Below are 22,419 nucleotides of genomic sequence, written 5' to 3'. Positions count from 1 at the left end.
TCCGAAGACCGTCTCGTAGGCGACAATCGCTTGCCAGGGTCAGACCTAAGAGGCAGGCCAGCCGCGAATACGAGATGATGCACCAGCGAGTCACTTATCTACGGAACTAGAAGCCCTCGCTACGTTGCGCCCTTAGCATGACCGAAGTACCGATAAGCGCTGAAACCGTGCAGTTCAGCGCTTGGTCAAAGAGACAGGCATCACCGAAGAACAAGCTCGCGCGCTTATCGCCTTCCTTGGGACTCACAATTGGTCATCGCTCATACGAGAAGCGCGCATTCTAACCCGAAAGCCCTAGTAGAAATCGCTATCACGCATGGGGATCATCGCCGCCACCATGCTTGCTGGCGCCATCTGGCGCTGCGAAACGGCATGGCAGCCTGCTCCTCATGGGCAGGTGACGATGGCCAATCCGCCGTCGCCTTAGATTGATAATCGGTCCTTATCCATCCGTAGAGTGATGATCGCGCCTTCGTCCGACCAATTGTGATGGACCGAACCATTGAGCTGAGAGGTTATGCTGCGCCGAAGAAGCTTGCTCCCGAAACCGCCAAGCTCTGCGGGCGATACGACGGGCGGCCCGCCCCTCTCAGTCCACACAACTGTCACGTCAGTTTCGTCGACAGTGCTGGAAACGTCGAGCGTTCCGGTCGCGGCAGATAATGCACCGTACTTCATCGAGTTAGTCGCAAGTTCATGGATGATCATTGCCAACGTGGTGGCGCCAGCTTCCCCAACCGACATTCGCGGCACAGACACCCGCACGCGGCCGCTAAAAGCGCCCATATCGTCGTACGGTGCCAGCAGGATCGTCAGGAGATCCCCAAGCAGGGCGCCATTTTCATTACGTCCCGGCACAGGGCGCACCAGATCGTGAGCTCTGCCCAACGCCGAGAGCCTACTGGTTAGTTCGTGCGCCATCTCCTCCGTTGACTTGGCTGAGCGCGATGTAATCGTGGTGAGCGCGGTCGCGATACTCAACAGGTTCTTGACCCTATGGCTCATTTCTCCCGCAAGCAGTTCGTTGGCCTCTTCGGCTTGCTTGCGACCGGTGACGTCGAGAAAGACTCCAAACATCGTTCGGCCCTCGATGTCGGCATCATCTCCCTGGCCTCGAGCCGAAATCCATCGCACATCGTCTCCGACCATAATCCGAAAGTCGATCTCGTATGCGCCAACTATCGCGCGCGTTGCAGCAAACGCTGCACGAACCCTGTCCCGATCCGCAGGATGAATTTTTGCAGAGAGATCTTCGAAAATCACGAACGGACCGAACGGCAGATCCCAAAGACCATAGCCGTGCTGGTCCATAGTGAAATGATCTGTGTCAACGTTCCAAGACCACAGCGCGACACCCGCCGCGTCGATGGCAAGCCGGAGGTGTCTAGCATCCCATTTTATGAGTGGACGGGCATCAGTGGGCAATAGCGAGCGGTTCCTTCGCCTGTGTTTATAGCATGTATCGCGGCTCAAGACTCCGTCAATTCGCATAGCCGCCGGATGACGCGCGGCGCTATGAGGCTCATTCCGGCAAGCCAGCGTCGTAGTGGACGATGGCATCGAGGATCGTTCGATAGAGGCTGACTACTTCTTCGTCGATCTCCTCCCGCTTGATCCCCACCGATTTCGCATCGGCAAACAGCTTGTGCGTTAGCTCGTCAATGGAGATGGCATCGGCGTTCGTCGTCTCAGGGACGTTGTTGGCAATCCACCGATCTAGGAAGTTGATTCCGCGTGTGCTCACCGATCCATAAGCTCGTGCTCGGGTTCAGTTGATAGCGCTTTCGACACCAAGCGCGGCGCCGGCCGCTGCGAGGTCACGATATTTCGACGTCCAGTCGAGACCGCGCCGGGTGTAGATCCGCGTGCCGTCGTCGTCGATGATCAACTGCGACCGGTAGCCGTCGAACTTAACCTCGTGAATCCATCCCTCGCCTTCGGGTGGCTTCTCCACCAGAGTTGGCATCAAGGGGGGATGAACTTCAAACGCATGAACTGTCTCGCAAAGCCGCGATTAAATTAGCATGCGCTGAAATGGTTCCGGAACATTTTAGGCGAATTCAAAGTTTCACGCCGATGACGAAGTTATCTGACCTTGGGCCGCCGATCGTCGGCCGACGCCATGGCGATCAGCCAAATGATGATGGTGACCATTTTTATGCCTGCCCGACCTGCGACCAGTGCGTCGACCGACGCGATTTGAGGCAAGTCATCTGGCAAAATCAGTCTGAACACGAACCGCTAGAGATGGACGCCTGCACGAGCTGAAATGGTTCCGGAGCGGCAAATGGATTTCGGCTGCAACAAACTCGCCGGCTGCACGTTTCCGGCATCATCAACCGCCAATAGAGAGGAACCGAAATGGCCGACGATAAGACTAAGCGCGATTTCCGTGATCGTGACCGAGTGGCGGGCAGTGAGGACTACGAGGTCGAGTACTTCGCCAAGAAGGCAGGCATTACAGTCCAGCAGGCAAAGGAACTGAGAGCTAACCACGGCAACGATCGGGCGACACTGGAACCGGAAGCCAAAGCACTCGGCAAGCGGTGACGACTTCCGATGAGCTACTCCAAGATCAGACGAACGATCAAGGAAGCACTCGTCTACAGGTTTTCCCGCCCCAAGCCCCCGCGTCATCCGACCCGGTTCATCGGGCCAGTGCTCGTCGTCGGCTCCGCCCCTGGATCTAACCTGCCCAAGGGATTCGACGAGAATTTTTCGGTTCTCACCGTCAACGGTTCCCAGTCGGTGGCGAGGAAATGGGGCATCGCCAAACCTGACGCGACCTTTCTCCATTTCAACMAAGTCGACGGCACGAACGACAATGCCGTAGCCGTACGGCGCGTTCTCAACGGCGAAGAGACCGGCATCTTGTATGTGATGCGCTGGCCGTTCGGAGAGCAGCGCCTACGCGATGGCCTCGCGGCATTTAACTATCGCTACGACCAGCTCCGGATGGTTAGCACGTACCAGCGCATTGCCCTGCACGAGGCGGTCATGGGCGCGCGCCACAGCGAGTTGGACAATGCACGGAAGTTTTCGAACGGCATCACCGCTGTGCTCTATGCATTCAACAGCGGCGCGTCGACTGTCGTCATATCGGGCATCAATCCCGGCTCGACCGGCCATGTCTACAACGAGCTCGGCTTGAGGAGGCTTCATAGCGACATGGACAGCTCGATCTTGCTGAAGCTACGCGGCCGTGGCGCCAATCTCTTCACGGCCGATCCTGAAGTCGCGGTATCAACCGGGCTCACGCTGTGGCAGGGCGCCGGCGGCCGATCGGAACCTTTACCGCAACTGTCTCGCAAGCCGCGGTTCAATGTTTGATAGTGATGACAGACCTGAACGAACTCGGGCCGCCCATTCCCGGCCAGCGCCAAAGTGGCAAACCGGGGCATGAGCGGGAGTATTTCTACCCTTGCCCGATCTGCGGCCAGTCGGTCGATATGCGCGACCTTCGGCCAATCATGTGGCATTCAAGGCCTGGACACAAACCGTTCGATCTCGGGGGCCATGAACGCAAAAGGCCCGCCATGGAGGAAGCCATGACGGGCCCCGAAAGATGCCGAAACAACTTTCGTGCACCCGCGTCACACAGGTGCGTACGCAAAACGAGCCGAAAAACAGACCGTTCCAGCATGCACAAAAAAGCCCGCCACCATCGGCAACGGGCCAAGCGCCTCACGCTTCACAATACAGCGTCGGCTGCCGCTAGTCGGCGCCGCCGAGTTGCTTGGTCATTCTACAGAAATTGTCATGCTCCTTGGCAATGGCCTCGTCGCCACATTCCTTCATCATGCCGGGGGCAAATTGAGCCGTGGCTGTGCCTTACCCGCCCTGCCATGTTCCTGACTGGTGGATTAGTTTGGAATTCTGATTATGGAAGCGGAAGAAATGCGGGCGATAGCCGACACGCTCATGCGTAAGGCATTTAAAGAGGCTCAGCCGTGTGGCTTAGCCGACGGGGCGGAGTATTCCCTCAAAAGGCGTGACCTCTATATCGGGCAGTCGCGGCCTCCACAACCATCGCTTGATCTAGGGGGGCATCGCGCTGTGCAAGCACCGGCCACATATCAAACGCCGTTGTCAGGCCGGTTGTCGGGGCGACAGCCATTGCTAACTGATCGCACGCCGTCTCGGTCGCTATTTGCCTGTCCTCATACTGTCTGGTCTAGGTTGGCCCCGTGTGATGAAATAGTCTTAGGTTTCCGAGTATGCGGGCGCGAATTGATCGCTCGCCAAGGCGGGCGATGCGCCATGGCGAGTTGTGGGTTAGAGAGGCTTGGAGTCCCCGGCGATGATGATCATTTCTTCCAAAATGCTTCGCTCCCTCGTCGGCGCATGGGTGGCACTGGCTGTGGTGTCCATATCACCTCGCCATTCATTTGCAGCGCCCAAAACGGCCGTTGCGACGAACGACTTTCTCAATAGCATCGGCGTCGTTACCACGTTCCCCGATCGAGGCCAGCCTTTGGCTAGGACTGTCGAAATGGTCCGCTATTGCGGCTTTCGATGGGTAAGGGCGGGAATAGAAGGTCTGAGCGACAAGGGCCCAACAACCATCCAGACCTTTCTGGATCTACATCGCGAAACCGGCGTGCGCCTGAGTTGGGGATTGGTCAGTGGTGGGACTGATGTGAAGAGGTTGGTCGAAACAGGTAAGGTGCTTGCTAAAGCTGGCGCGCTACTCGCGTTCGAGGGCGACAACGAGCCGAACAACTGGGGTGTCACCTATCAGGGCGAGAAAGGCGGCGGTGGGGAGCCTTCATGGATGGCGGTCGCAAAGCTTCAGCGCGATCTTTACCAGGTTGTCAAAAGTGATCCGGTGCTTGCGACGTATCCTGTCTGGTCGATCTCCGAACCCGGCGCGCAGCGAGACAACGTTGGCCTTCAGTTCCTTACGATCCCGCCCGGCGCCCAAACCAAGATGCCGGACGGCACGACGTATGCCGACTACGCCAATGTGCACAACTACATCTATCACTCACATTCGCCGTATCCAGCGGACAACAAGACGGGGCACGCTGGCGATCCATCCGCTGTATCCAAAGTGGACGGGCTATTCGGCAACTTCGGCGTCACGTGGGCGAGAGGGTTTCGAGGTTACACCCAGGAGCAACTCAATACGCTGCCGCGTGTCACTACCGAGACCGGGACCACCATCGGAGGTCCGGTCACGGAGCAAATGCACGGCTTGAATTTGATGAGCTTGTACCTCGCGCAGTATAAGCGCGGCTACGCCTATACATCGGTCTATCTGTTGCGGGACCGTACCGACGAAGACGGCAACCAATCTTTCGGCTTCTACAAGGCTGATTATTCACGCCGCTTGGCCGCRATCTACCTTCACAACCTTACGACGATTTTGGCGGATAAAGGCATCCCCGCCAGACCCGGCCAACTCGACTTCACGATCGCAGACCAACCCGAGACCGTTCACGATCTACTCCTGCAGCACAGCGACGGCACGTTCCAACTTATTGTGTGGGGCGAACGGTTGAGCGGTCAAGATCGTGTGACGGTCCATTTTGGCGAGACGCGCGCGTTGGTAAGAACCTACGATCCAACAATTGGCGTTGAGCCTGTCGGAACACTGAGCAACGTGCGTTCGGTCGAAATTTCGCTCAGTGACCATCCGATTGTCATCGCGCTTTCACCCAGCCTGTAATGATGGAGCCGTCTGCGTGAGGACTGTGTCAGCGGCGGTAGCAGAATTCTGCTCTGGAAGTTCTCCCGGATCTCCTTCGCAATGGCCAAAGCCTTCGCCCTGTCCTTAGTGGTCAGCACCGTGCGCCATGGTTCACCTCGCTGCTGAAGCGTTTGGTCGTTGAGCAGCAACCAAGACAATCAGCGACTACTGGGGCGAGCAGTGGCGTGCTGGTCCGATCAGGAGATAATTCCCCGAGGGCCCCGGCGTAGCCGGAACTGGCGGGTACCGCAGCATTTCTTGAACTTCACACCTGAACCGCAAGGACATGGATCATTGCCGCCGCGTTGCAGCCGGCYGATCAGGGGGAGTATCGCTGCTGAAGGCAGGAGCGCCGCCGCAAGGGCAGCCAACTTGGCCGAGATTCCAGGTACGACGAGGCGACGACCGGATTTGAACCCTCGCCACGCGCGTTCGGCCACATCCTCCGGATCCAGCGTGGGCAAGATACTGAAGAGTGGCGTCTGATAGGCGCCGGACCTTTCGAGAAACTCCGTCGACACCGGCCCTGGTGCTACACATGTGACAGTCACACCGGTTCGGCGCAATTCCTGATGAAGCGCCTCTGAGAAGAAGCGCACGAAACCCTTGCTGGCGAAGTACAAAGCCATATAAGGCCCGGGAACGAACCCGGCCACGGAACTGAGATTGAGCACCCCGCCCCGCCCGCGCGCCACCATTCCCGGCAGAAAATGGAGGGTCAATTCGCTGAGGGAATGTATGTTTAGATCGATGATGCCGAGCTGGCCATCAATAGGGAGYGCCGTCGCCGCGCCCCGTAGGCCATAGCCTGCGCTGTTGACCAGGACATCACAGACCAGGCCGTGTGCGGACAGAAAGTCCTCTAGGCGCGTTGGCGCATCGCCTGCCACGAGATCCAACTCGAGCGTGAATGCCTCGCCACCCCCCTTCCGAACCTCAGCCGCCGCGGCGGCCAAACCCTCGGGCGAGCGGGCAACGAGCACAATCGCACCGCGCTCTCGTGCAGCGACGCTCGCAATCGCCCGGCCAATTCCACCCGAGCCGCCAATTACGACGACGGCTGGCCGGAATTCACGGTGCGAAATCATCTCGCGTTCCTCTGTCTTGAAGGAGTGGCAACACCTAGACCGAGCAGCAACACTTCATCGGCGATAGCGCCGTTCAGAATCTTTTCGAACCTCTCCAGCGCTCGTGCGACGTTCGCTCCATCCATTACCCGGTGATCGTAGTGGATGCGGACATTCACCGATCCATCTTCGCCGATCGGACCGTAGTTCAGAAGCGTGGTCAATGGTGTGAGCGGGTTGAGCGATTCCGCACCRAGGCCTGAATAAACGGACAGTTGGAAGGTACCGAAGTAATTTGCCCTTTGCCGGGCGATGTTCAATCCCAGCCACATAAGCAGCCACCTGAGAGGCGCGGGCGCACGGGCCATGCGCAACGCACGCCGGAACTCCGTGACCTCCAGGATCGGCCGTGACCGAGCTGCGTGGATGGACGCCTCAAGTTCTGTGATAGAGTAGCGCTCAGGGCCCTTGATGCAGCTCAACAGAACGGCCAGCTCGCCCTCATATTCGCGCTCGTGGGCAATCGAGGCTACGCTTACCGGATACTCGTAAAGCTGCGGCCAGGGCAATTTGACATAGGCGCGTCGAAGCTCGGGCGTCTCTCGGGCGAGAAGCGCGTATCCCTTCAGGAAGATCGCGGTCCAGGAGGGCCTGGTCTGCTGCGCCATTCTAGCCCTTACGAGTGGGCCGAGGTTCATCTGACGCTGCACCGCGACCCGTGGCACGCCGATCGAAAACCTCATCAGATCGCCAACAAGGCGCCGGGGCGCCGATAGCTTGAGGGCTCGGCCTCGCATCAAACGGACCTCTAATAAAGATAAGGGACTATTCGCTTGGTCTTTTCCATATAGGCACGGTATTGCGGGCCGAAATTCTCCAGCATCATACGCTCTTCCTTGTCCACTCTCAGCAGGAAAAGGACTGCGAACCCAATCAACCCCGATATGCCCGCAATCCAGTTCGCCAGCAGAAAGGCCTGGGCGAGGCCCATGAGCAGGAACGAGGTATACATCGGGTGGCGGACCAAGGCGTATGGTCCGGCGCAGATGAGTTCATGCCGTTCGCGAATCTCCAGCGTAATCGACCAGTTCCGGCCAAGTTCCTTGTGGGATCTGCGAAAAACCCATAGCGCGGAGCAGAAGATGATTGTGCCGAGAGCCAGGGTCCACGCGCTGGCCGGGTGGTCAGCCGCTGCGGGCATGCCGGTGACAACATAGAAGGCAGGCAGGATTGCGAGGCCAAACAGAGCAGATGCAAGCCCGACGATGTCGGAACGTGAGCGGTAGCCAGTTACAATTCGCACGCGCCTCGCCCGGCGCTCGAAGGGATACCGGATCACGTACCAAGCAACGATGCCGATCACCCAAATGACCTCGCCAAGTGAGGCTGCCGCAATGCTCACGTCAGGTCACCGGCGCCCTTTCTGCGATCGCGATTGTAGCAGCCCCTGAGTATGGCCACTTCACCCATCGCCTCGATTTCGTAACCGGCCGACCTTCAGGCGCAGCGATCCTCTCCGATTTGGTCCGCAGACGCGAAAGCCGGAGGGGCAGTACCGAACGCATTCGGTCCCATTCATCCCTCGAATCTTTGCTATGTATTCATCTTCCGAAGCTCGGTTATGAATTGTTGGGGCCGGAGCTGAATGGCGGGAGTCTTATATCCCATGGAATGCGCGATGTCCGCCACGAAGCCGTTGCAGTTCAAGACCGTCGCCTGCCAGACATGCGAGCTCGCCTGCAGCTTGCGGATGTAGGCAACGACTTTGTCGTATTCGGCCCGGGTCAATATGATTTGCCAGCTTGCGGATCTGTATGGTTCTTCCAGATCACCGTCGCTCCACCCGGTTTCGGCTGGCACCGGCACGAAATGGCCCAGAACATAGGGAACCGCACTGTTCGAAGCCGGGTGAAGGCCCGCGACTTGGGGATCAATCATTTTCCCGGCCCGGTCTAGGCGCCCAAAAACTGCGTAGGTGTGGCCGTAGCTTAGGGCGTAGCGGGAGCGGAACTCGATGAAGTACCGCTCGTCCTTTTTTTGAGGCGCAGCTCCGCCATCGGCAGAAGATACGAAATTCGGCTGGGGCGGCAGGTCTTTCGTCTGACATGCCGCTGCCGGGAGGGCCACCAACGCCACAAGCAAGAGACGGCTATTTACAAGCGTCATCGCCGCGTCCATTCCCCGAACTTCACAAAGCACAGACCTAATAACAGCCTATGCCCGCCAACCGCGCGGCAGGCTATGAAGCCGGCCAAAGCGTATGTATGGGGAAGGGCTTGGCACCCTTCCCCATACAAGCCGGTCCTTACTTAATCACTGGTTGCTCTACCGGAGCGGGTTCCGGCGGCGGGGCCTTCCCCTTTCCTTTGCCGATCCAGTCGGTCGCGCAGCCGCTCAGGCTGGCAACGGCGAGCACAGCAACCATTGCAATCAATATCCTGCTCATCAAGCAATCCTTTCCCCGAGGGCGGAATAGCCGATACAATCGCCACAAATAACTTGCGACCGCACTAAAATACTCGCGAACTGCATCAAGGCCTAGTGCAGAAATGACACAGATGGCACTCGGTGGCCGGGCGGCACGTTTACGTGACGTGCTGGCAGAATTCACCATCGGCCGGAGATCAGGCGTGCGACGCACCTCAGACTATCAAATAACCACCACCGTCGTGCCCAAAGGGGTACGGTCATAGAGGTCAATGATGTCGTCATTTATCAAACGGATGCACCCGTTCGACACCTCAGTGCCTATCGTCCATGGCTCGTCTGTGCCATGCACCCGGAAGTGGGTGTCGCGCCCGCCTTGATAGAGATAAAGGGCACGCGCACCAAGCGGGTTGTTTGGTCCGCCGGGGACCCCCCCTGCATACTGCACCAAGCGCGGCTTGCGCTTCATCATGCTGGCGGTTGGTGTCCACGACGGCCATTCCGCCTTGCGGCCGACGGTCGCTGTACCCTTGAACGAAAGTCCCTGCTCGCCGACGCCGACGCCGTAGCGCGTCGCCCACCCGTCCCTCTCGACGGCATAGAGGAAGCGTTGCGAAGTATCGACGACGATCATTCCGGGCGGCTCGCTTCCAGAATACCTCACTCGTTGCCGCGTGAAGCGAGGATCCAGGCCACTCCTTGCTGCGAACGCGGATGAAATCGGCTCCGCCGCCTGTCGTAACGCTGACGTACATCCGGAAACCATCAGAGCCAGACTACCCAGCACGAGCCCCCGGCGCGCAATGTGGTTATTGTCCATTTCTACCTGCTAAGAAAATGGTCAGCCTACCGCCGTCGTCTCTAACACTCCAAGGCCCCTCGGCCAAGTCTACGCCTTGCCCGAACTGACCTAGAACAACCGGAACCAGGCGTTGTTGCGTTGCCGACCGGCCACGCTCGCCAGACCGCTTCACTGGTGTGATGCCTAGAAATCCAATCAGACCGGCTGCTTGATGTAAACCTTTCATCCGCGTTAGGCGCCACGCAGGTTGGCTGAGGTCGTCGGGCGCCAGGAGAGTTCACAGGACAGACAGGGACCTTGGCTGCAGAAATCTGCTATGAACAAGCCTCATGCGACAACCACCTGGTTCCATTCGGTCATGAAGCAGTGGGCATAAGGAAAGAGATGAAGCCTGACTTCCAAGATAAGATCGCGATTGTGACCGGCGCAGGCTCCGGAATAGGAGCGGCTGTTTCACGGCAACTCGCGCAAGAAGGAGCCGAGGTTGTTGTTGCCGACCTTGATGCCGAGGCTGCGCACAGCAAAGCCGCCGAAATACGCTCGCAAGGAGGCAGGGCCCACGACTTTGCGGTCGATGTCACTAATGCGGCAGCTGTGGAAAACCTGGTCGATTTCACTGTTGAAAAATGCGGTGGACTGGATATGGCGGTCAACAATGCAGGTATCGATGGCGTTCGAAAAGCAACGGCGGACTATCCCCTCGACAACTGGCACAAGCTGATAAACGTCAATCTAAATGGCATTTTCTACTGCATGAAATACGAGATCGCCGCCATGTTGGATCGGGGCGGAGGCGCTATCGTCAATATGTCTTCCGTTCTCGGTTCCGTCGGATTGCCAACGGCGTCCGCATACACGGCAGCGAAACACGGGGTCGTTGGACTGACCAAGGTTGCGGCGATGGAATATGCGAGATTGGGAATTCGAATCAATGTCGTCGGCCCCGGCTGGATCGAGACACCACTTTCGGAGCAAGTGGAGGCAGCAGCTAACCGGCGCATGGCAGACCTCCAGCCGATGGGCAGGCGCGGGAAACCGGAAGAGGTAGCTGCTCTTGTGTGCTTCCTCTTGTCCGATCAGGCTAGCTTTATTACTGGAAGCTACCATCTGGTGGACGGAGCTTACACCGCCCATTAGCCGCAGTCGCGCCGCAGTTCGTCTCAGCTCTTGAATAGCGGGCGGGCCGCGCCGAGACGGCGTCATGCTATTGCCGCCCGTCGACGATGAGACGCGCATCTGCACGGAGCGAGGCGGAGTTTGGTGAGTCGACCTAAGCGCGGTTCCGGCGAGGCCGGTCGTCATCAACGTATCCGAGGCGCATTTCAGTTGCCGTCATGGCGCCGCTCCGTGGAGAAGGTTGGATTCCGGTTCCTTTCCCTCTACCACTCAAATCTCCCGCAATGTTCTCCGCGGAAACCTGGCAGCCCAGAAAGCCCGCAGAACTGCGGGCTTCTGGTCGGAAAGCTGTGGAGCGTACATCGTAAGAGGTTTGCTCTCTGTCGGCCGGTATTCTCCAAAGCTGGGGACTGCGCCTTTTTACTCCCCAGCTTTCTCACATTGAAAAAGCTAGGTATTTTAGGCTCGAAGCTTGGGATCGTTTGCGGCGAGGCCGCTCGAAGGGCTGGGCGGAGTCTATTGCGAGAGTTCCAACGTCGCGTTGGCCGTGCCGGCCGACTCCCAGGAGATACTCGGCGTCCGGCCCTGGGCGATCGCGCCGGATTTGGCTGAGCGACTCTGGTTGGTCAGCAAAAATCTGACTGGTGTGGCGTTTCGACCAAGCGCATAAGTGCCGCCAAGCCGCAAAGATGTTCACTGGCAAGTACGAGCATCGGCAGATCGAAGTCGCCGGTTCGTGAGACTGTTAGGCGAGCCATGACGGCGTGAGCGTGATTTCGCCCCAGCGAGGTGGCCGACGTTCTGTTCGCATGACCTTCCCTAAAACCATGGAGGGCGCGAAGTAGCCGTTCGTCGGCGGAGCAGTGAGCGACTGCTATTCACGCAATCGCAACCTCCGGCAAGATCGCCAGCAAGTCTGCTCTGAGGATGTGCAAAGCCGTTTGGCCTAGGCTATTGGACCGGCAAGGTCCGCCATTCGCTATCCTACGAAAACCTTCGCGAGAAGAGACGCAAAGATCCTGCCTAAAAGCCAGGTTGTTTCATTGCCGCCCTCCGCGGCCTCGCCTCGCTCGGCTTTGCCACGCGACAGGAGAAGACGGGCCATATTCTATTAACCAGCAAGGGGCGGACTTGGTGGGATCATAGCTTCCGGTTTTCTTTCACTGATCGATATGATCCCGTGCTTGAAGAAGACAGTGCTGGTTTCGCTGCCAGGAGCGCCTAATTCTGCCGAAACGACAACGAGCTCGAAGTGTCCGTTTGAACTGAGCTGATCCACAAGGCTTTCCAATGGTGCGTTTTCGCTCTGGCCGAGATGCTGTCTTCCGTCAATTGTGGTCACAATAAAATCTGTCACACTGACCTCCTACCAGCCAATCAGGACAACGAAGTCACAGGCTCGACCGACGGTCCAGACCGTGGCGTTTTGCTCTCTTCGGCTATCACCAACAGCGCTTCAAGGGTCAGCGCAATGCCTGACATCAGCGCGGAAATATCGGTGTTGCCGCCGGGCAGTGCGAGTTCCGCCGCCCTGGTTTGCATGCTGGTGCTGAGTTCCTTCAGTTTCAGGCACAGGTCGTCGTCCATGACATTCCTCCGTTAGCTGGATGTCTAACGTATCGACGAAGGGGAAGTTGCCCCCACGCGTCTAATAGGCTGTCTTTCGCCGTTTAGGTCCTTGGTTTTCACAAGGACCTTCCTTGGCTTCCCGAAAAGCGCGTGTAGCTTGTCCGCGACCTCAATAACCGCAGAGAAAGCTGCATAGAAAATCGACATGGTGTCGCCTGCAAGGCCGTTGTGAGGTCAACGCTGACCTCCATCTCAAGACCCCATGGTTGGCATTTGCCGCGAGACGATAAGCTTCATCGCGCGGCAGTCCGATCAAGGTTCGACCCGCGAAATCGGCCGGCAGACCGAAAATCCCATCGAACACCGCCCACGTCCCCGACGGTTCCTGTACAACCGAGAACCTCATCCAGCGCTCCCCACAATCGGCTCAGTGCTGGACCGTCGGATCATAGTCGCTGGTTTCATACGGGAGAGTATTTTCCCCTTCGAACAGGATGTCTTTCCTGCGAGCGAAGGCGATAAGCACCCCACGAGCTGTCTCGGCGTCGACGTCACCGGTCAGCGCTGCCTTACAGGCGCGTATCGCGGCCCTTTGCTCAGGACTGTTTCCGCACCATTCCGTGACGAACTGATATGCATCGGCCACGGTGTTGAGTTGAGGGAAGCCAAGACCGACCCATACGCGGACGGGCTTTTCAAAAGGCTTCGCAAGCATAGTGACCTCCTTAGCTCTTGGCCGGCAACCCGGCTCCAGTTTGATGAATGGCCGCAACGCGGCGTGAAAAGAATTTGTGAAGCGCTGGCATTTTTTCAAGGGGCTACGCGCCACGATTCGCAGCTGTTACCAGCGGGCGTTTCCAACCGCTAATTCCTCACGGGGAGTCGAGTTCCTTGGCCGCCAGATACATGACGGCTGCGGCTGCTTGTCTACGCTCCCAACCGGCCGCTTCGATCTCCAGATCATCCTTCGCCGTACTGCCTTAATGCTCCGCAACGTCTCTGGCGTGCCACTGGAACCGGCAACAGAGGATGCGCTGAAGTCCATAGCTGCCGAGATGGGAATCGGTCAGTCAGAACTCATTCAGATCGTGCTGCGACAGTGGCTGGAAACGAACGCCTATCTGCCGGTCCAGATGATCTATGAGGAAAGCGAGACAGACGGGAGCGCTTAGTCGGACTTCCGCCGTGTGTCGCGGAAGCCCAACCCGGCCGGCGCTTTCAGGCAACCTTAGGGTGCCGCCGGCCACTACTCAATCGACTCGAAGGTGGGACCGCCCTCGCCTTCGACGTTCAACCCAGATTTAGCCGCCCATCATCTTTGCCATAGCGCAAAAATCTGCGTGCGACCTGTTGAGTGTGGTGTCGCCGCATCCTTCAACACCGCCTTCTGTTCGTCGGGTTTCATCGCCATCCATGCGGTCTTGAAATCCCTTCCGCCTTCAACGGTTTTCATGCCGGCATCGGTGAAGAACGGCGACATCTTTGCCGGATCGTCGAGCGCGGATGTGCTGCCAGCAAGAGCCGAACCAGTCATCATCGCAAGCGCCATCGCGCCCATGTGAGCATCTTGATGTTCATTGTTTAGTTAGGTCATTGACCTTCCGGAAAAACATCATCTGCTGAAGCCGGTTCCCAGCGCCTGCGTCTTATGTTCCGCCCGATCAGGCTCAAGCTCCCGCAGAGGCGCGCCGGGCATTATCCCCAAAAGGTTGTATTCCGACAACTCTAGCGAGAACGCTATGCTCACTTCTCGGCGCCGCTTCCCTCAAAGCGCCGCCGGTAAAGGCTCGGCGCCCTCTGGTTTGTTCAGTGTCAAAAGAGGGGCGCCGGGTCGCGCCGACTGACGTCCTAGGCCGCGCTCCTTCGGTCAAGGCCCGCCGCCCACTTGCGAGCGGCGGGCCCACCCACCCGACCTACAGCAGGTGATGGAGGGCATCATCTGCCGCATCGAATAAACAATTAGAAGTATCTAATGTTCCAGCGTAGCTGATGATACATGCCGCAGTGCTGGGCCGGCCAGTCCGGTCCCGCTGCCCTGATGTGTTTCAGCCACTCCGAACTCCGCCGCGAGCCTTGCTCGAACTGACCAAGGCTGGGCTGTCGTCGACATCGCCTGCCAATGTGAGCGCGGACCGGACGGCCTCGATCAGAGCAGATGGCAGACAGGGCTTTGCAACCCACTCGCCCGTGAGGAATATCGGGTGATGGAAGCCAGAGTTGGCAACGCTTGCCGAATGGACGACGAACGGAACGTTGCGACTGTAGAGCAACTGGGCGATTTCTATGCAATCGCCATCCTGCAGCTCGATGTCCATGACCACCACATCTGGTGAATGAGCACGAAACCAGCCGAGCGCGGCCCTGTTAGATGAAAAAGTGGCTGCGACCTGGAAGCCTGCGTCGCGCAAATGGTCTTCGAGATCCACCGCAACCAGCGCTTCGTCCTCCAAGATGACAACCGCTGCAGCCGTCCGGCCGTCCATGGCTTGGCCCTCCGTGGATTTGCCAGGAACATTTTAACATTTCTTGGAGGGTTCGCTACTTCTGTACGGAATCGTACGCTCGGCTTGGACCTGCGCATGTTAATCACGTGGCGGTCTGGGTTGAGGTTGCCCCCTTCGAGCGGTGCTCCTTCTCCACGTCGAAATTTAAATGTCGGCTGGCATGAGAGGTGGCCCGCTGCCAGGGCACGGCAACGGGCCTTTGACACAAGCCGGACAAGGATTTCTGAGACGGGCATCCGACCGGCATTTTCAACGAGGGATGCAAAATTTTGTTCCCGCGCCGTTTGCATAAATTAGCACGCGCTTGACTAAGCCTTGGACATGGTGCGGGGAATTGCATTGGAGATTTGGTGGCTGTGACAGCCACCGTGCGAAGGCGGGTCAATGACGACCACCGTCAGCGTCTCGATTCCGTCCTACGATTTTCCGCACTCGATCCGAGATTCATCCAAGGTCAAACGCGGCCAGCAGCTAGAGTTGACTGGTGAGGTCATGCGCATCGATGACAAGACCGTGACGATCGCCCTGGGGCCGCTGGTGACAGTCGCCATCGACAAGGCGCGGCTGGCAGAGAGGCAAAATCTCTGTTATTTGGGTAGGTGGAACAGCCATTGTCGTCTGGCGTTCGTCGCGGTCGTGTCCGTGGACTACATGAGCAACAGACGGAAGCCACACTGAAGCACTAGCGCTTCTTAGGGTTTCGGCGTGATCTCCTCGATCCGCACCTTGTCGCCAATCTCCCTTACTGGGCTCCTCTACCCAGCGTTGATCGCCTTGGAGCTGGCATGGGCGATAACGTGGAAGATGCTCTCAATGAGATCCTTTTCGCGGAATGGCTTGCTTAGCAGCGGGACGTCCGACGGACGATCGGCAATCGCGCTCGCATCAGCGTATCCGGTTATGATTACCGCTGGCCAATCCGAGCGGAGATTGCGCGCAAACCGAATGACCTCCACTCCGGATACCAGTGGCATAGCGAAGTCTGTGACGATTACGTCGAAATCATGTGGCGTCCGTTCAATAGCCGCCAGCGCCTCGGCGCCCCCTGCTGCACAGGTCACGGAGAAACCCCGCTGCCGCAACGATTCAGCTGTCAGATGCCGAAGTGCGCTGCTGTCGTCAATCAGAAGGATCGAAGGGCGTTCGTTGCCCGCATAGACCAGAATTGGCTCTTTCGCGGATTCAACCACATCGCGGGCAGGCTGCTCGACCGAACGTGGCAACCACAGCTCCATGGCAGTTCCGCGTCCAACAACACTGTCTATGCGCAGCGAACCGCCGGACTGCTTCATGAAACCGTAAACCGTGCTGAGCCCTAAGCCCGTGCCTTTGCCGACTGGCTTTGTGGTAAAGAATGGTTCGACCACCTTGGCTAAAATATCCGGCGCGATGCCGGCACCGGTGTCCCTGACAGCGATAACCACATAGTCACCAGGCGCCAGGTCTTCTGATGCCGTCGTAATCGTCCTATTTTGCGCGTGCACGCTAATTGTTCCACCCGATGGCATGGCGTCGCGTGCGTTGAAAACCAAATTCATCAAGGCGAGTTCAAGCTGCCCGGCATCGACAAGAACCGGCCAAACCGCATCATCGATCCGCCAGTCGAAGCGGATTAGCCCTCCCAGGACCGGAGCGACCAACCCGTTCATGGTGTCGCCAAGCGCTGCAAGCCGCACGGCTTCCGGCTTCAGGGTTTGACGCCGCGAGAAGGCGAGCATTCGCGTAACAAGGTCAGCACCTTGTTTTGCAGAACGCCGCATCAGGTCGAGAACCTGTTGTGACTGATCATCCAACGTCCCTTGACGTTCTAGCAGTCCCAATCCGCTGAGAATTGCGGCGAGCAGATTGTTGAAATCATGAGCCAAGCCGCCCGTTAGCTTGCCGATTGCGTCAAGACGCTGTGATTGTAGCAGCTGATTTTCAAGGCCGCGCCGCTCGGTAAGATCAAGCAACGTGCCCCGTATCTCCGGGTCGCGGCCATCAGAGCCGTTCGACATCACACCTTGATCAAGAAAGATGCGATACTCACCATTGGCGCATTGCCAGCGGAATTCGCACGTATAGGAGCCGGTGATTTTTGCCTCGCGAAGTGCCTGTTTCAATCTTGGTAGATCGTCGGGGTGGACCCGGCTGAGGCCGAAGGCCGGATCGGCGGTCAGATCTTCGGCCGAAAACCCGGTCAGGCGCTCGACACCATTGGTCACAAAGCGCGTCGCGAAGGGCGGCTCGGCTGCACGCGCATGGAAGCAGACAGGCAGCGAACTCAAGATAGTATCCTGCCGTTCCTCCGCGCTGCGCAGAGCCCGCTCGGCCTGGAGCTTTTCCTTCTGCGACTGCAGCGCCTGCGCAAGCAGCCCTTGTTCGACCGCCGCCTTTCGCTGGATCTCCAGTGTCTTTTCGTGAAGCTCGACGAAAACCGCGACTTTCGAACGCAGCATTATCGGATCGAATGGCTTGAACACGTAGTCGACCGCGCCGGCATCGTAGCCGCGCAGCATATGGGCGTCCTCTTTGTTGATAGCGGTGAGAAAGATGATTGGCGTGCGCTTGGATTGCTCGCGCTTGCGGATAAGCGCGGCCGTTTCATAGCCGTCTATTCCCGGCATAAGCACATCCAGCAGGATGACAGCGAAGTCCTCCTTCAGTAGAAAGCGCAGGGCCTCTTCGCCGGATTGGGCGCAGATGACGTCCCCGGTTGTAGCGAGAACTTCGCTGATCGCCAGCAGATTGCGTTCATCGTCGTCCACGGCAAGGATGCGTGCTTTTGCGGGCCGTTCGGCCAGTTGCAACGCCTCAAGTTTTCTGACCCTGTTTCTGGGAAGCTTTTGCATGGACCGGCCGTCAGTTCGCTGCCATGAGCATTTTTTCCGGAGTCTCGGTGCGTGACCGAGAACGACCGATCCAGACGCGAAGCAATGCCAGCAGCAGGTCAAGATCGACCGGCTTGGCGATATAATCGGAAGCACCGGCGTCCAAGCATTTTTGCCGATCGCCCTTCATCGCCTTGGCGGTAACCGAAATGAGCGGGATGTGGGCAATCGACGGCGTTCCTCGTATGCGCCGCATCGTCTCGTAGCCGTCCATSTCCGGCATCATGATATCGATCAATGCCGCGTCGACGTCGGGGGTCTGTTCCAGAAGCGCAATGCCGTCACGGCCCCGCTCAGCGTGCATAACCTGTATGTCGTAGGTCTCCAGGACGCTGGTGAGCGAGTAGATGTTGCGGATATCGTCGTCGACGATGAGAACCTTCGCCCCCGCCAGATCGGACTTGCCGTTCTGTTCGGTTGCGCCCTCTTCGCGTCCTTCTCCCGGGAGTGTTGCCGACATATGAAGCGAGAGCTGGGCAAAATTTTCGGCCCGGGGCGCATTCGCAAAAGCCGGGTTCAATGCCAGCACCTGTTCAAGCGCATCCGGATGAGGGGCAAAGAACAACAACTGCGGTAGGCCGTCGCCGAATTGGCCAGTAACCTCGTCCAGCGTTTGTGCGTTGTCCTTGGCAGAGCGCCCAAAGCCAAGCACGATAGCGTCATACGAGGCCACGCCAACGTCGTCCGCATTTGCCGCGAGACGACCGACCGCAGTGACGGAGGTCACGCCGTCGCGGATCGCTTCGACAAGCGATAACCGGCGATCCGGATCGGCATCTGCGACCAGCACGCGGCGCTGGATACGAAGCTTCTTGGAATGGATGTCCTGGAACACCTTGATTAGTTCATCAGAGGACACCGGCTTGGTTGAAATGCTGGACGCTCCCTTGCGCGCAAGACTTTCGATGTCTTCCGCACCTGAAATGACGTGGACGGGAATTCCCTTGGTCTTCTGGTCATGACGCAACAGATCGAAAAGCACCCACCCGTCGATGTCCGAAAGCCCGAGATCAAGCGTAATTGCGTCGGGAACGAGCTTACGGGCCAGTGCAAGAGTGCCGGAGCCCGCGTTCGACAAGACGCCTTTCAACTCGGCCGCGCGTGCGAGACCAAGCAGCAACCCTCCAAAGGTCGGATCGTCTTCGACGATCAGCACAACCCGGTCGGTCGGAGATATGGAATCGCGGTCGTCGATCAGCTCTGCTGAAGGCTGACTGCCAAGCGATGCCGACACTGCGACGGCGTCCGTCGGAGGAAGCAGGGCTGATTGCGCCGCCGCCACCCGGGGACCGGCGAATGGGATGACGAGAGTAAACGTCGACCCTTTGCCCGGTGTGCTTTCGACCCGCAGTTCGCCGCCAAGTAAGCGTGCGATCTCCCTGCTGATCGAGAGCCCGAGCCCAGTACCGCCATATTTGCGGCTGGTGGTGCCGTCGGCTTGCTGGAAGGCCTCGAAAATTAGCTTCTGCTTGTCTTCCGGAATACCGATGCCGGTATCGGTCACAGCGATCGCGAGCGCCTTCGCCGGGTGCGCGGCGCTGTTGCGCCGCCCGGTCTTCTCAACCCGGAAATTCAGACTGACTTCACCCTCCGAGGTGAACTTGAATGCGTTCGAAAGCAGATTGAGGACAATCTGCTGCAGTCGCTTCTCGTCCGTGCGAACGGTATCGGGAAGTGCCGGGTCGACCTTGATGGTGAAGCCGAGGCCTTTGTCGGCCGCAAGCTGACGAAACGTGCGTTCCATATGCTGGCGCAGATGCGACACCGGCATATCGTTGATATCGATGGAAACCGTACCAGACTCGATCTTCGACAGATCGAGGATGTCGTTGATGAGGCTGAGAAGGTCGGTTCCGGCAGAGTTGATAGTGCGTGCGAACTCGACCTGCTTTTCGTTGAGATTGCCCTGCTGGTTGGTCGCAAGCAGGTTTGAGAGAATGAGCAGCGAGTTGAGCGGTGTGCGCAGTTCATGGCTCATGTTGGCCAGGAACTCGGATTTGTACTTGGACGTAAGCGCCAACTGCTCGGCCTTCTCCTCCAATGCGCGTCGCGCCATCTCGATTTCGAGATTCTTGTTTTCCACCTGCTTCTTTTCGTTTTCGAGCAGCTGCGCCTTTTCCTGCAGCTCCTCGTTCGTCGCATGCAGCTCTTCCTGCTTCTTGGTCAGTTCCGTCTGACGCGCTTGCAATTCCGAAGTCAGCAGCTGCGACTGCTTGAGCAGGCCCTCGGTGCGCATCGTTGCGGCAATGGTGTTGAGAACGATGCCAACGGACTCCATCAGCTGATTGAGGAACGACTGATGCGTGTCGCGGAATTCGCCGAACGAGGCAAGTTCGATGACGGCTTTCACCTCGTCCTCGAACAAGGCGGGGAGGATGATGACGTTGGCAGGCGATGCGCTGCCGAGACCAGAGGTGACGCGCAGGAATTCAGGCGGCACATTGTCCAGCATGATGGCACGCTTGTCGGCTGCACTTTGCCCGACCAGACCCTCGCGCAGATCGAGGCGCTGCTTGATGGACGCCTTGCTTTCGGCACCATAAGACGCCGCCAGCTCGAGATAGGATTCCTCCTCGTCTCGATTGGTTACATAGAACACCCCGTATTGCGCGTTCACCAGAGGAGCGAGCTCGGACATGATCAGCCGCGAAACGGTCGCAAGGTCGCGCTCGCCTTGCAGCATTCGCGAAAACCGGGCGAGATTGGTCTTCAACCAATCCTGCTCGGCATTTTTCAGCGTCTGATCCTTCAGGTTGCGGATCATTTCGTTGATGTTGTCTTTGAGGGCGGCGACTTCGCCGGAGGCTTCGACGCTAATCGAGCGGGTCAGATCGCCCTTCGTGACGGCCGTTGAAACCTCAGCGATGGCGCGCACCTGGGTGGTCAGATTTGCGGCGAGCTGGTTGACGTTGTCGGTCAGATCGCGCCAGAGGCCGGCCGCTCCCGGCACGCGCGCCTGTCCGCCGAGCTTGCCCTCGATACCCACCTCACGAGCCACGTTGGTCACCTGGTCGGCAAAGGTGGCCAGCGTTTCGATCATCCCGTTGATGGTGTCGGCCAGAGAGGCGATTTCACCTTTGGCGTCCACTGTCAGCTTGCGCTTGAGATTGCCCTGCGCCACCGCCGTCACGACGTCGGCGATGCCACGCACCTGATTGGTCAGGTTCGTCGCCATCAGATTGACGTTGTCGGTCAGGTCTTTCCAAGTGCCGGCGACACCTTCGACACGAGCCTGACCGCCAAGCTTGCCTTCGGTGCCTACCTCACGCGCGACCCGGGTCACCTCGCCGGCGAAGGAGTTGAGCTGGTCCACCATGGTGTTGATGGTCGACTTCAGCTCAAGGATTTCGCCCTTCACGTCGACCGTGATCTTCTTCGACAGATCACCGCGTGCGACGGCGGTCGTCACTTCGGCGATGTTGCGCACCTGACCAGTCAGATTCTCGGCCATGGAGTTCACATTGTCGGTAAGGTCCTTCCACGTCCCGGCAACGCCGCGCACCTGCGCCTGACCGCCGAGCTTGCCTTCGGTCCCAACCTCACGCGCCACGCGCGTCACTTCGCCCGCGAAAGAGTTGAGCTGGTCGACCATGGTGTTGATGGTCGATTTCAGCTCGAGGATTTCGCCCTTCACGTCGACCGTGATCTTCTTCGACAGATCGCCTAGCGCCACCGCGGTCGTGACCTCGGCGATGTTACGCACCTGGCCGGTCAGATTGGCGGCCATGGCATTGACGTTGTCAGTCAGGTCCTTCCAGGTGCCGGCAACCCCGCGCACCTGTGCCTGACCGCCCAGCTTGCCGTCGGACCCGACCTCGCGGGCGACGCGTGTCACTTCCGACGCGAAAGAATTCAACTGGTCGACCATCGTGTTGATGACGTCCTTGATCTGCAAAATCTCGCCCAAGGCATCAACAGTGATCTTCTGTGTCAGGTCGCCCGTCGCGATGGCTGTCGCCACCTTCGACACGTCGCGCAATTGTACGGTCAGATTGCCGGCCATCGCATTGACGTTGTCGGTCAAGTCCTTCCAGGTGCCGCCAACGCCTTCGACATGAGCCTGTCCACCAAGCTTGCCTTCCGACCCCACTTCGCGGGCGACGCGCGTGACTTCCGAGGCGAAGGAATTCAACTGATCGACCATCGTGTTGACAGTGTCTTTGAGCTCCAGGATCTCGCCTTTGACGTCGACGGTGATCTTCTTTGACAGGTCTCCACGAGCGACCGCCGTCGTCACCTCGGCGATGTTGCGCACCTGCCCGGTCAGGTTCGCGGCCATCAGATTGACGTTRTCKGTCAGRTCCTTCCAAGTGCCGCCGACGCCCCTCACCTCGGCTTGGCCGCCGAGCTTGCCTTCGGTGCCGACCTCGCG

21 protein-coding genes and 1 pseudogene are annotated in these 22,419 nt (G+C 58.5%); 6 read left to right on the top strand and 16 right to left on the bottom strand.

The annotated features are described in order from the left end of the window. Nucleotides 1–423: 423 nt before the first annotated feature. The 3 genes from AC1D0I_RS29535 to AC1D0I_RS29525 all read right to left on the bottom strand — a co-directional run bounded on the left by AC1D0I_RS29535 (nucleotide 424) and on the right by AC1D0I_RS29525 (nucleotide 1,966). Nucleotides 424–1,425, bottom strand: a complete 1,002-nt coding sequence (locus tag AC1D0I_RS29535) for a sensor histidine kinase (RefSeq protein ID WP_477226501.1) — start codon at nucleotides 1,423–1,425, stop codon at nucleotides 424–426. Nucleotides 1,426–1,522: 97 nt separating this feature from the next. Next, nucleotides 1,523–1,744, bottom strand: a complete 222-nt coding sequence (locus tag AC1D0I_RS29530) for a DUF768 domain-containing protein (protein ID WP_477226500.1) — start codon at nucleotides 1,742–1,744, stop codon at nucleotides 1,523–1,525. A 24-nt stretch (nucleotides 1,745–1,768) separates the two neighbouring features. Then, nucleotides 1,769–1,966, bottom strand: coding sequence for an ATP-dependent DNA ligase (locus AC1D0I_RS29525; RefSeq protein WP_477226499.1), 198 nt, complete (start codon nucleotides 1,964–1,966; stop codon nucleotides 1,769–1,771). Between the two features lie 395 nt (nucleotides 1,967–2,361). Between AC1D0I_RS29525 and AC1D0I_RS29520 the strand changes: the two genes are divergently transcribed. The 3 genes from AC1D0I_RS29520 (at nucleotide 2,362) to AC1D0I_RS29510 (ending at nucleotide 5,671) form a co-directional block, all read left to right on the top strand. After that, the gene (locus tag AC1D0I_RS29520) at nucleotides 2,362–2,550 is read left to right on the top strand and encodes a DUF3606 domain-containing protein (protein ID WP_477226498.1); all 189 of its coding nucleotides are present in this window, start codon (nucleotides 2,362–2,364) and stop codon (nucleotides 2,548–2,550) included. A 9-nt stretch (nucleotides 2,551–2,559) separates the two neighbouring features. Further along, nucleotides 2,560–3,330, top strand: a complete 771-nt coding sequence (locus AC1D0I_RS29515) for a membrane-anchored protein (protein WP_477399580.1) — start codon at nucleotides 2,560–2,562, stop codon at nucleotides 3,328–3,330. Between the two features lie 970 nt (nucleotides 3,331–4,300). After that, complete coding sequence (locus tag AC1D0I_RS29510) at nucleotides 4,301–5,671, top strand: glycosyl hydrolase (protein ID WP_477399578.1); 1,371 nt, start codon at nucleotides 4,301–4,303, stop codon at nucleotides 5,669–5,671. Between the two features lie 218 nt (nucleotides 5,672–5,889). On the opposite strand, the gene AC1D0I_RS29505 is transcribed toward AC1D0I_RS29510, so the two are convergent. The 6 genes from AC1D0I_RS29505 to AC1D0I_RS29480 all read right to left on the bottom strand — a co-directional run bounded on the left by AC1D0I_RS29505 (nucleotide 5,890) and on the right by AC1D0I_RS29480 (nucleotide 10,006). Next, nucleotides 5,890–6,780, bottom strand: a complete 891-nt coding sequence (locus AC1D0I_RS29505; protein ID WP_477399576.1) for an SDR family NAD(P)-dependent oxidoreductase — start codon at nucleotides 6,778–6,780, stop codon at nucleotides 5,890–5,892. Then, nucleotides 6,777–7,556: a hypothetical protein gene (locus AC1D0I_RS29500; protein WP_477226494.1), complete on the bottom strand. Its 780-nt coding sequence runs from the start codon at nucleotides 7,554–7,556 to the stop codon at nucleotides 6,777–6,779. The genes AC1D0I_RS29505 and AC1D0I_RS29500 overlap by 4 nt, the downstream gene beginning before the upstream one ends. An 11-nt stretch (nucleotides 7,557–7,567) precedes the next feature. Then, nucleotides 7,568–8,155, bottom strand: a complete 588-nt coding sequence (locus AC1D0I_RS29495) for a protein-S-isoprenylcysteine O-methyltransferase (RefSeq protein WP_477227068.1) — start codon at nucleotides 8,153–8,155, stop codon at nucleotides 7,568–7,570. 197 nt (nucleotides 8,156–8,352) lie between these two features. Further along, entirely contained in the window at nucleotides 8,353–8,925 is a 573-nt protein-coding gene (locus AC1D0I_RS29490) for a hypothetical protein (RefSeq protein ID WP_477226493.1), read from the bottom strand. Between the two features lie 139 nt (nucleotides 8,926–9,064). After that, nucleotides 9,065–9,205 (bottom strand): ABC transporter, encoded by a 141-nt coding sequence (locus AC1D0I_RS29485; RefSeq protein ID WP_477226492.1) that lies wholly within the window; start codon nucleotides 9,203–9,205, stop codon nucleotides 9,065–9,067. A gap of 204 nt (nucleotides 9,206–9,409) precedes the next feature. Beyond that, a complete protein-coding gene (locus AC1D0I_RS29480) occupies nucleotides 9,410–10,006 on the bottom strand; it encodes a L,D-transpeptidase (RefSeq protein ID WP_477226491.1) in 597 nt (198 codons plus the stop codon). A 366-nt stretch (nucleotides 10,007–10,372) separates the two neighbouring features. Here AC1D0I_RS29480 and AC1D0I_RS29475 point away from each other — a divergent pair, with 366 nt between their 5' ends. Next, complete coding sequence (locus AC1D0I_RS29475; RefSeq protein ID WP_477227067.1) at nucleotides 10,373–11,125, top strand: SDR family NAD(P)-dependent oxidoreductase; 753 nt, start codon at nucleotides 10,373–10,375, stop codon at nucleotides 11,123–11,125. Nucleotides 11,126–12,215: 1,090 nt separating this feature from the next. On the opposite strand, the gene AC1D0I_RS29470 is transcribed toward AC1D0I_RS29475, so the two are convergent. From AC1D0I_RS29470 to AC1D0I_RS29460, 3 genes are all read right to left on the bottom strand, one after another. Beyond that, nucleotides 12,216–12,461, bottom strand: a complete 246-nt coding sequence (locus AC1D0I_RS29470) for a hypothetical protein (protein ID WP_477226490.1) — start codon at nucleotides 12,459–12,461, stop codon at nucleotides 12,216–12,218. Between the two features lie 20 nt (nucleotides 12,462–12,481). Then, nucleotides 12,482–12,691 carry a hypothetical protein gene (locus AC1D0I_RS29465; protein ID WP_477226489.1) on the bottom strand — a complete coding sequence of 70 codons (210 nt, stop codon included), beginning with the start codon at nucleotides 12,689–12,691 and terminating at the stop codon, nucleotides 12,482–12,484. A 409-nt stretch (nucleotides 12,692–13,100) separates the two neighbouring features. Further along, entirely contained in the window at nucleotides 13,101–13,388 is a 288-nt protein-coding gene (locus AC1D0I_RS29460) for a DUF982 domain-containing protein (protein ID WP_477399574.1), read from the bottom strand. A gap of 76 nt (nucleotides 13,389–13,464) precedes the next feature. Between AC1D0I_RS29460 and AC1D0I_RS29455 the strand changes: the two genes are divergently transcribed. Further along, nucleotides 13,465–13,845 (top strand): hypothetical protein, encoded by a 381-nt coding sequence (locus tag AC1D0I_RS29455; protein WP_477226487.1) that lies wholly within the window; start codon nucleotides 13,465–13,467, stop codon nucleotides 13,843–13,845. A gap of 129 nt (nucleotides 13,846–13,974) precedes the next feature. Here AC1D0I_RS29455 and AC1D0I_RS29450 read toward each other — a convergent pair. Continuing rightward, nucleotides 13,975–14,251: pseudogene (locus AC1D0I_RS29450) on the bottom strand (hypothetical protein). A gap of 467 nt (nucleotides 14,252–14,718) precedes the next feature. After that, complete coding sequence (locus AC1D0I_RS29445) at nucleotides 14,719–15,156, bottom strand: response regulator (RefSeq protein ID WP_477226486.1); 438 nt, start codon at nucleotides 15,154–15,156, stop codon at nucleotides 14,719–14,721. 405 nt (nucleotides 15,157–15,561) lie between these two features. Here AC1D0I_RS29445 and AC1D0I_RS29440 point away from each other — a divergent pair, with 405 nt between their 5' ends. Beyond that, complete coding sequence (locus AC1D0I_RS29440; protein ID WP_477226485.1) at nucleotides 15,562–15,855, top strand: hypothetical protein; 294 nt, start codon at nucleotides 15,562–15,564, stop codon at nucleotides 15,853–15,855. A 77-nt stretch (nucleotides 15,856–15,932) separates the two neighbouring features. Here the strand turns inward: AC1D0I_RS29440 and AC1D0I_RS29435 are convergent, their stop codons facing one another. Together AC1D0I_RS29435 and AC1D0I_RS29430 are read right to left on the bottom strand one after the other, a co-directional pair. After that, the gene (locus AC1D0I_RS29435; RefSeq protein WP_477226484.1) at nucleotides 15,933–18,008 is read right to left on the bottom strand and encodes a response regulator; all 2,076 of its coding nucleotides are present in this window, start codon (nucleotides 18,006–18,008) and stop codon (nucleotides 15,933–15,935) included. 10 nt (nucleotides 18,009–18,018) lie between these two features. Next, nucleotides 18,019–22,419: hybrid sensor histidine kinase/response regulator (locus tag AC1D0I_RS29430; RefSeq protein WP_477399572.1), on the bottom strand; the 4,401-nt coding region annotated here is incomplete at its 5' end.

It is taken from the genome of Mesorhizobium sp. P2_D1, from assembly GCF_056404455.1.
Note: the sequence above shows the minus strand (reverse complement) of the source record. Positions and strands in the feature narration are given on the sequence as shown.

Bases quoted from the DNA above. Each gene is read 5' to 3' on its own strand.
- AC1D0I_RS29525 (WP_477226499.1), bottom strand. From the start codon at position 1,966: ATGCCAACTCTGGTGGAGAAGCCACCCGAAGGCGAGGGATGGATTCAC.
- AC1D0I_RS29520 (WP_477226498.1), top strand. From the start codon at position 2,362: ATGGCCGACGATAAGACTAAGCGCGATTTCCGTGATCGTGACCGAGTG.
- AC1D0I_RS29490 (WP_477226493.1), bottom strand. From the start codon at position 8,925: ATGACGCTTGTAAATAGCCGTCTCTTGCTTGTGGCGTTGGTGGCCCTC.
- AC1D0I_RS29485 (WP_477226492.1), bottom strand. From the start codon at position 9,205: ATGAGCAGGATATTGATTGCAATGGTTGCTGTGCTCGCCGTTGCCAGC.
- AC1D0I_RS29480 (WP_477226491.1), bottom strand. From the start codon at position 10,006: ATGGACAATAACCACATTGCGCGCCGGGGGCTCGTGCTGGGTAGTCTG.
- AC1D0I_RS29475 (WP_477227067.1), top strand. From the start codon at position 10,373: ATGAAGCCTGACTTCCAAGATAAGATCGCGATTGTGACCGGCGCAGGC.
- AC1D0I_RS29465 (WP_477226489.1), bottom strand. From the start codon at position 12,691: ATGGACGACGACCTGTGCCTGAAACTGAAGGAACTCAGCACCAGCATG.
- AC1D0I_RS29460 (WP_477399574.1), bottom strand. From the start codon at position 13,388: ATGCTTGCGAAGCCTTTTGAAAAGCCCGTCCGCGTATGGGTCGGTCTT.
- AC1D0I_RS29445 (WP_477226486.1), bottom strand. From the start codon at position 15,156: ATGGACGGCCGGACGGCTGCAGCGGTTGTCATCTTGGAGGACGAAGCG.
- AC1D0I_RS29440 (WP_477226485.1), top strand. From the start codon at position 15,562: ATGACGACCACCGTCAGCGTCTCGATTCCGTCCTACGATTTTCCGCAC.
- AC1D0I_RS29435 (WP_477226484.1), bottom strand. From the start codon at position 18,008: ATGCAAAAGCTTCCCAGAAACAGGGTCAGAAAACTTGAGGCGTTGCAA.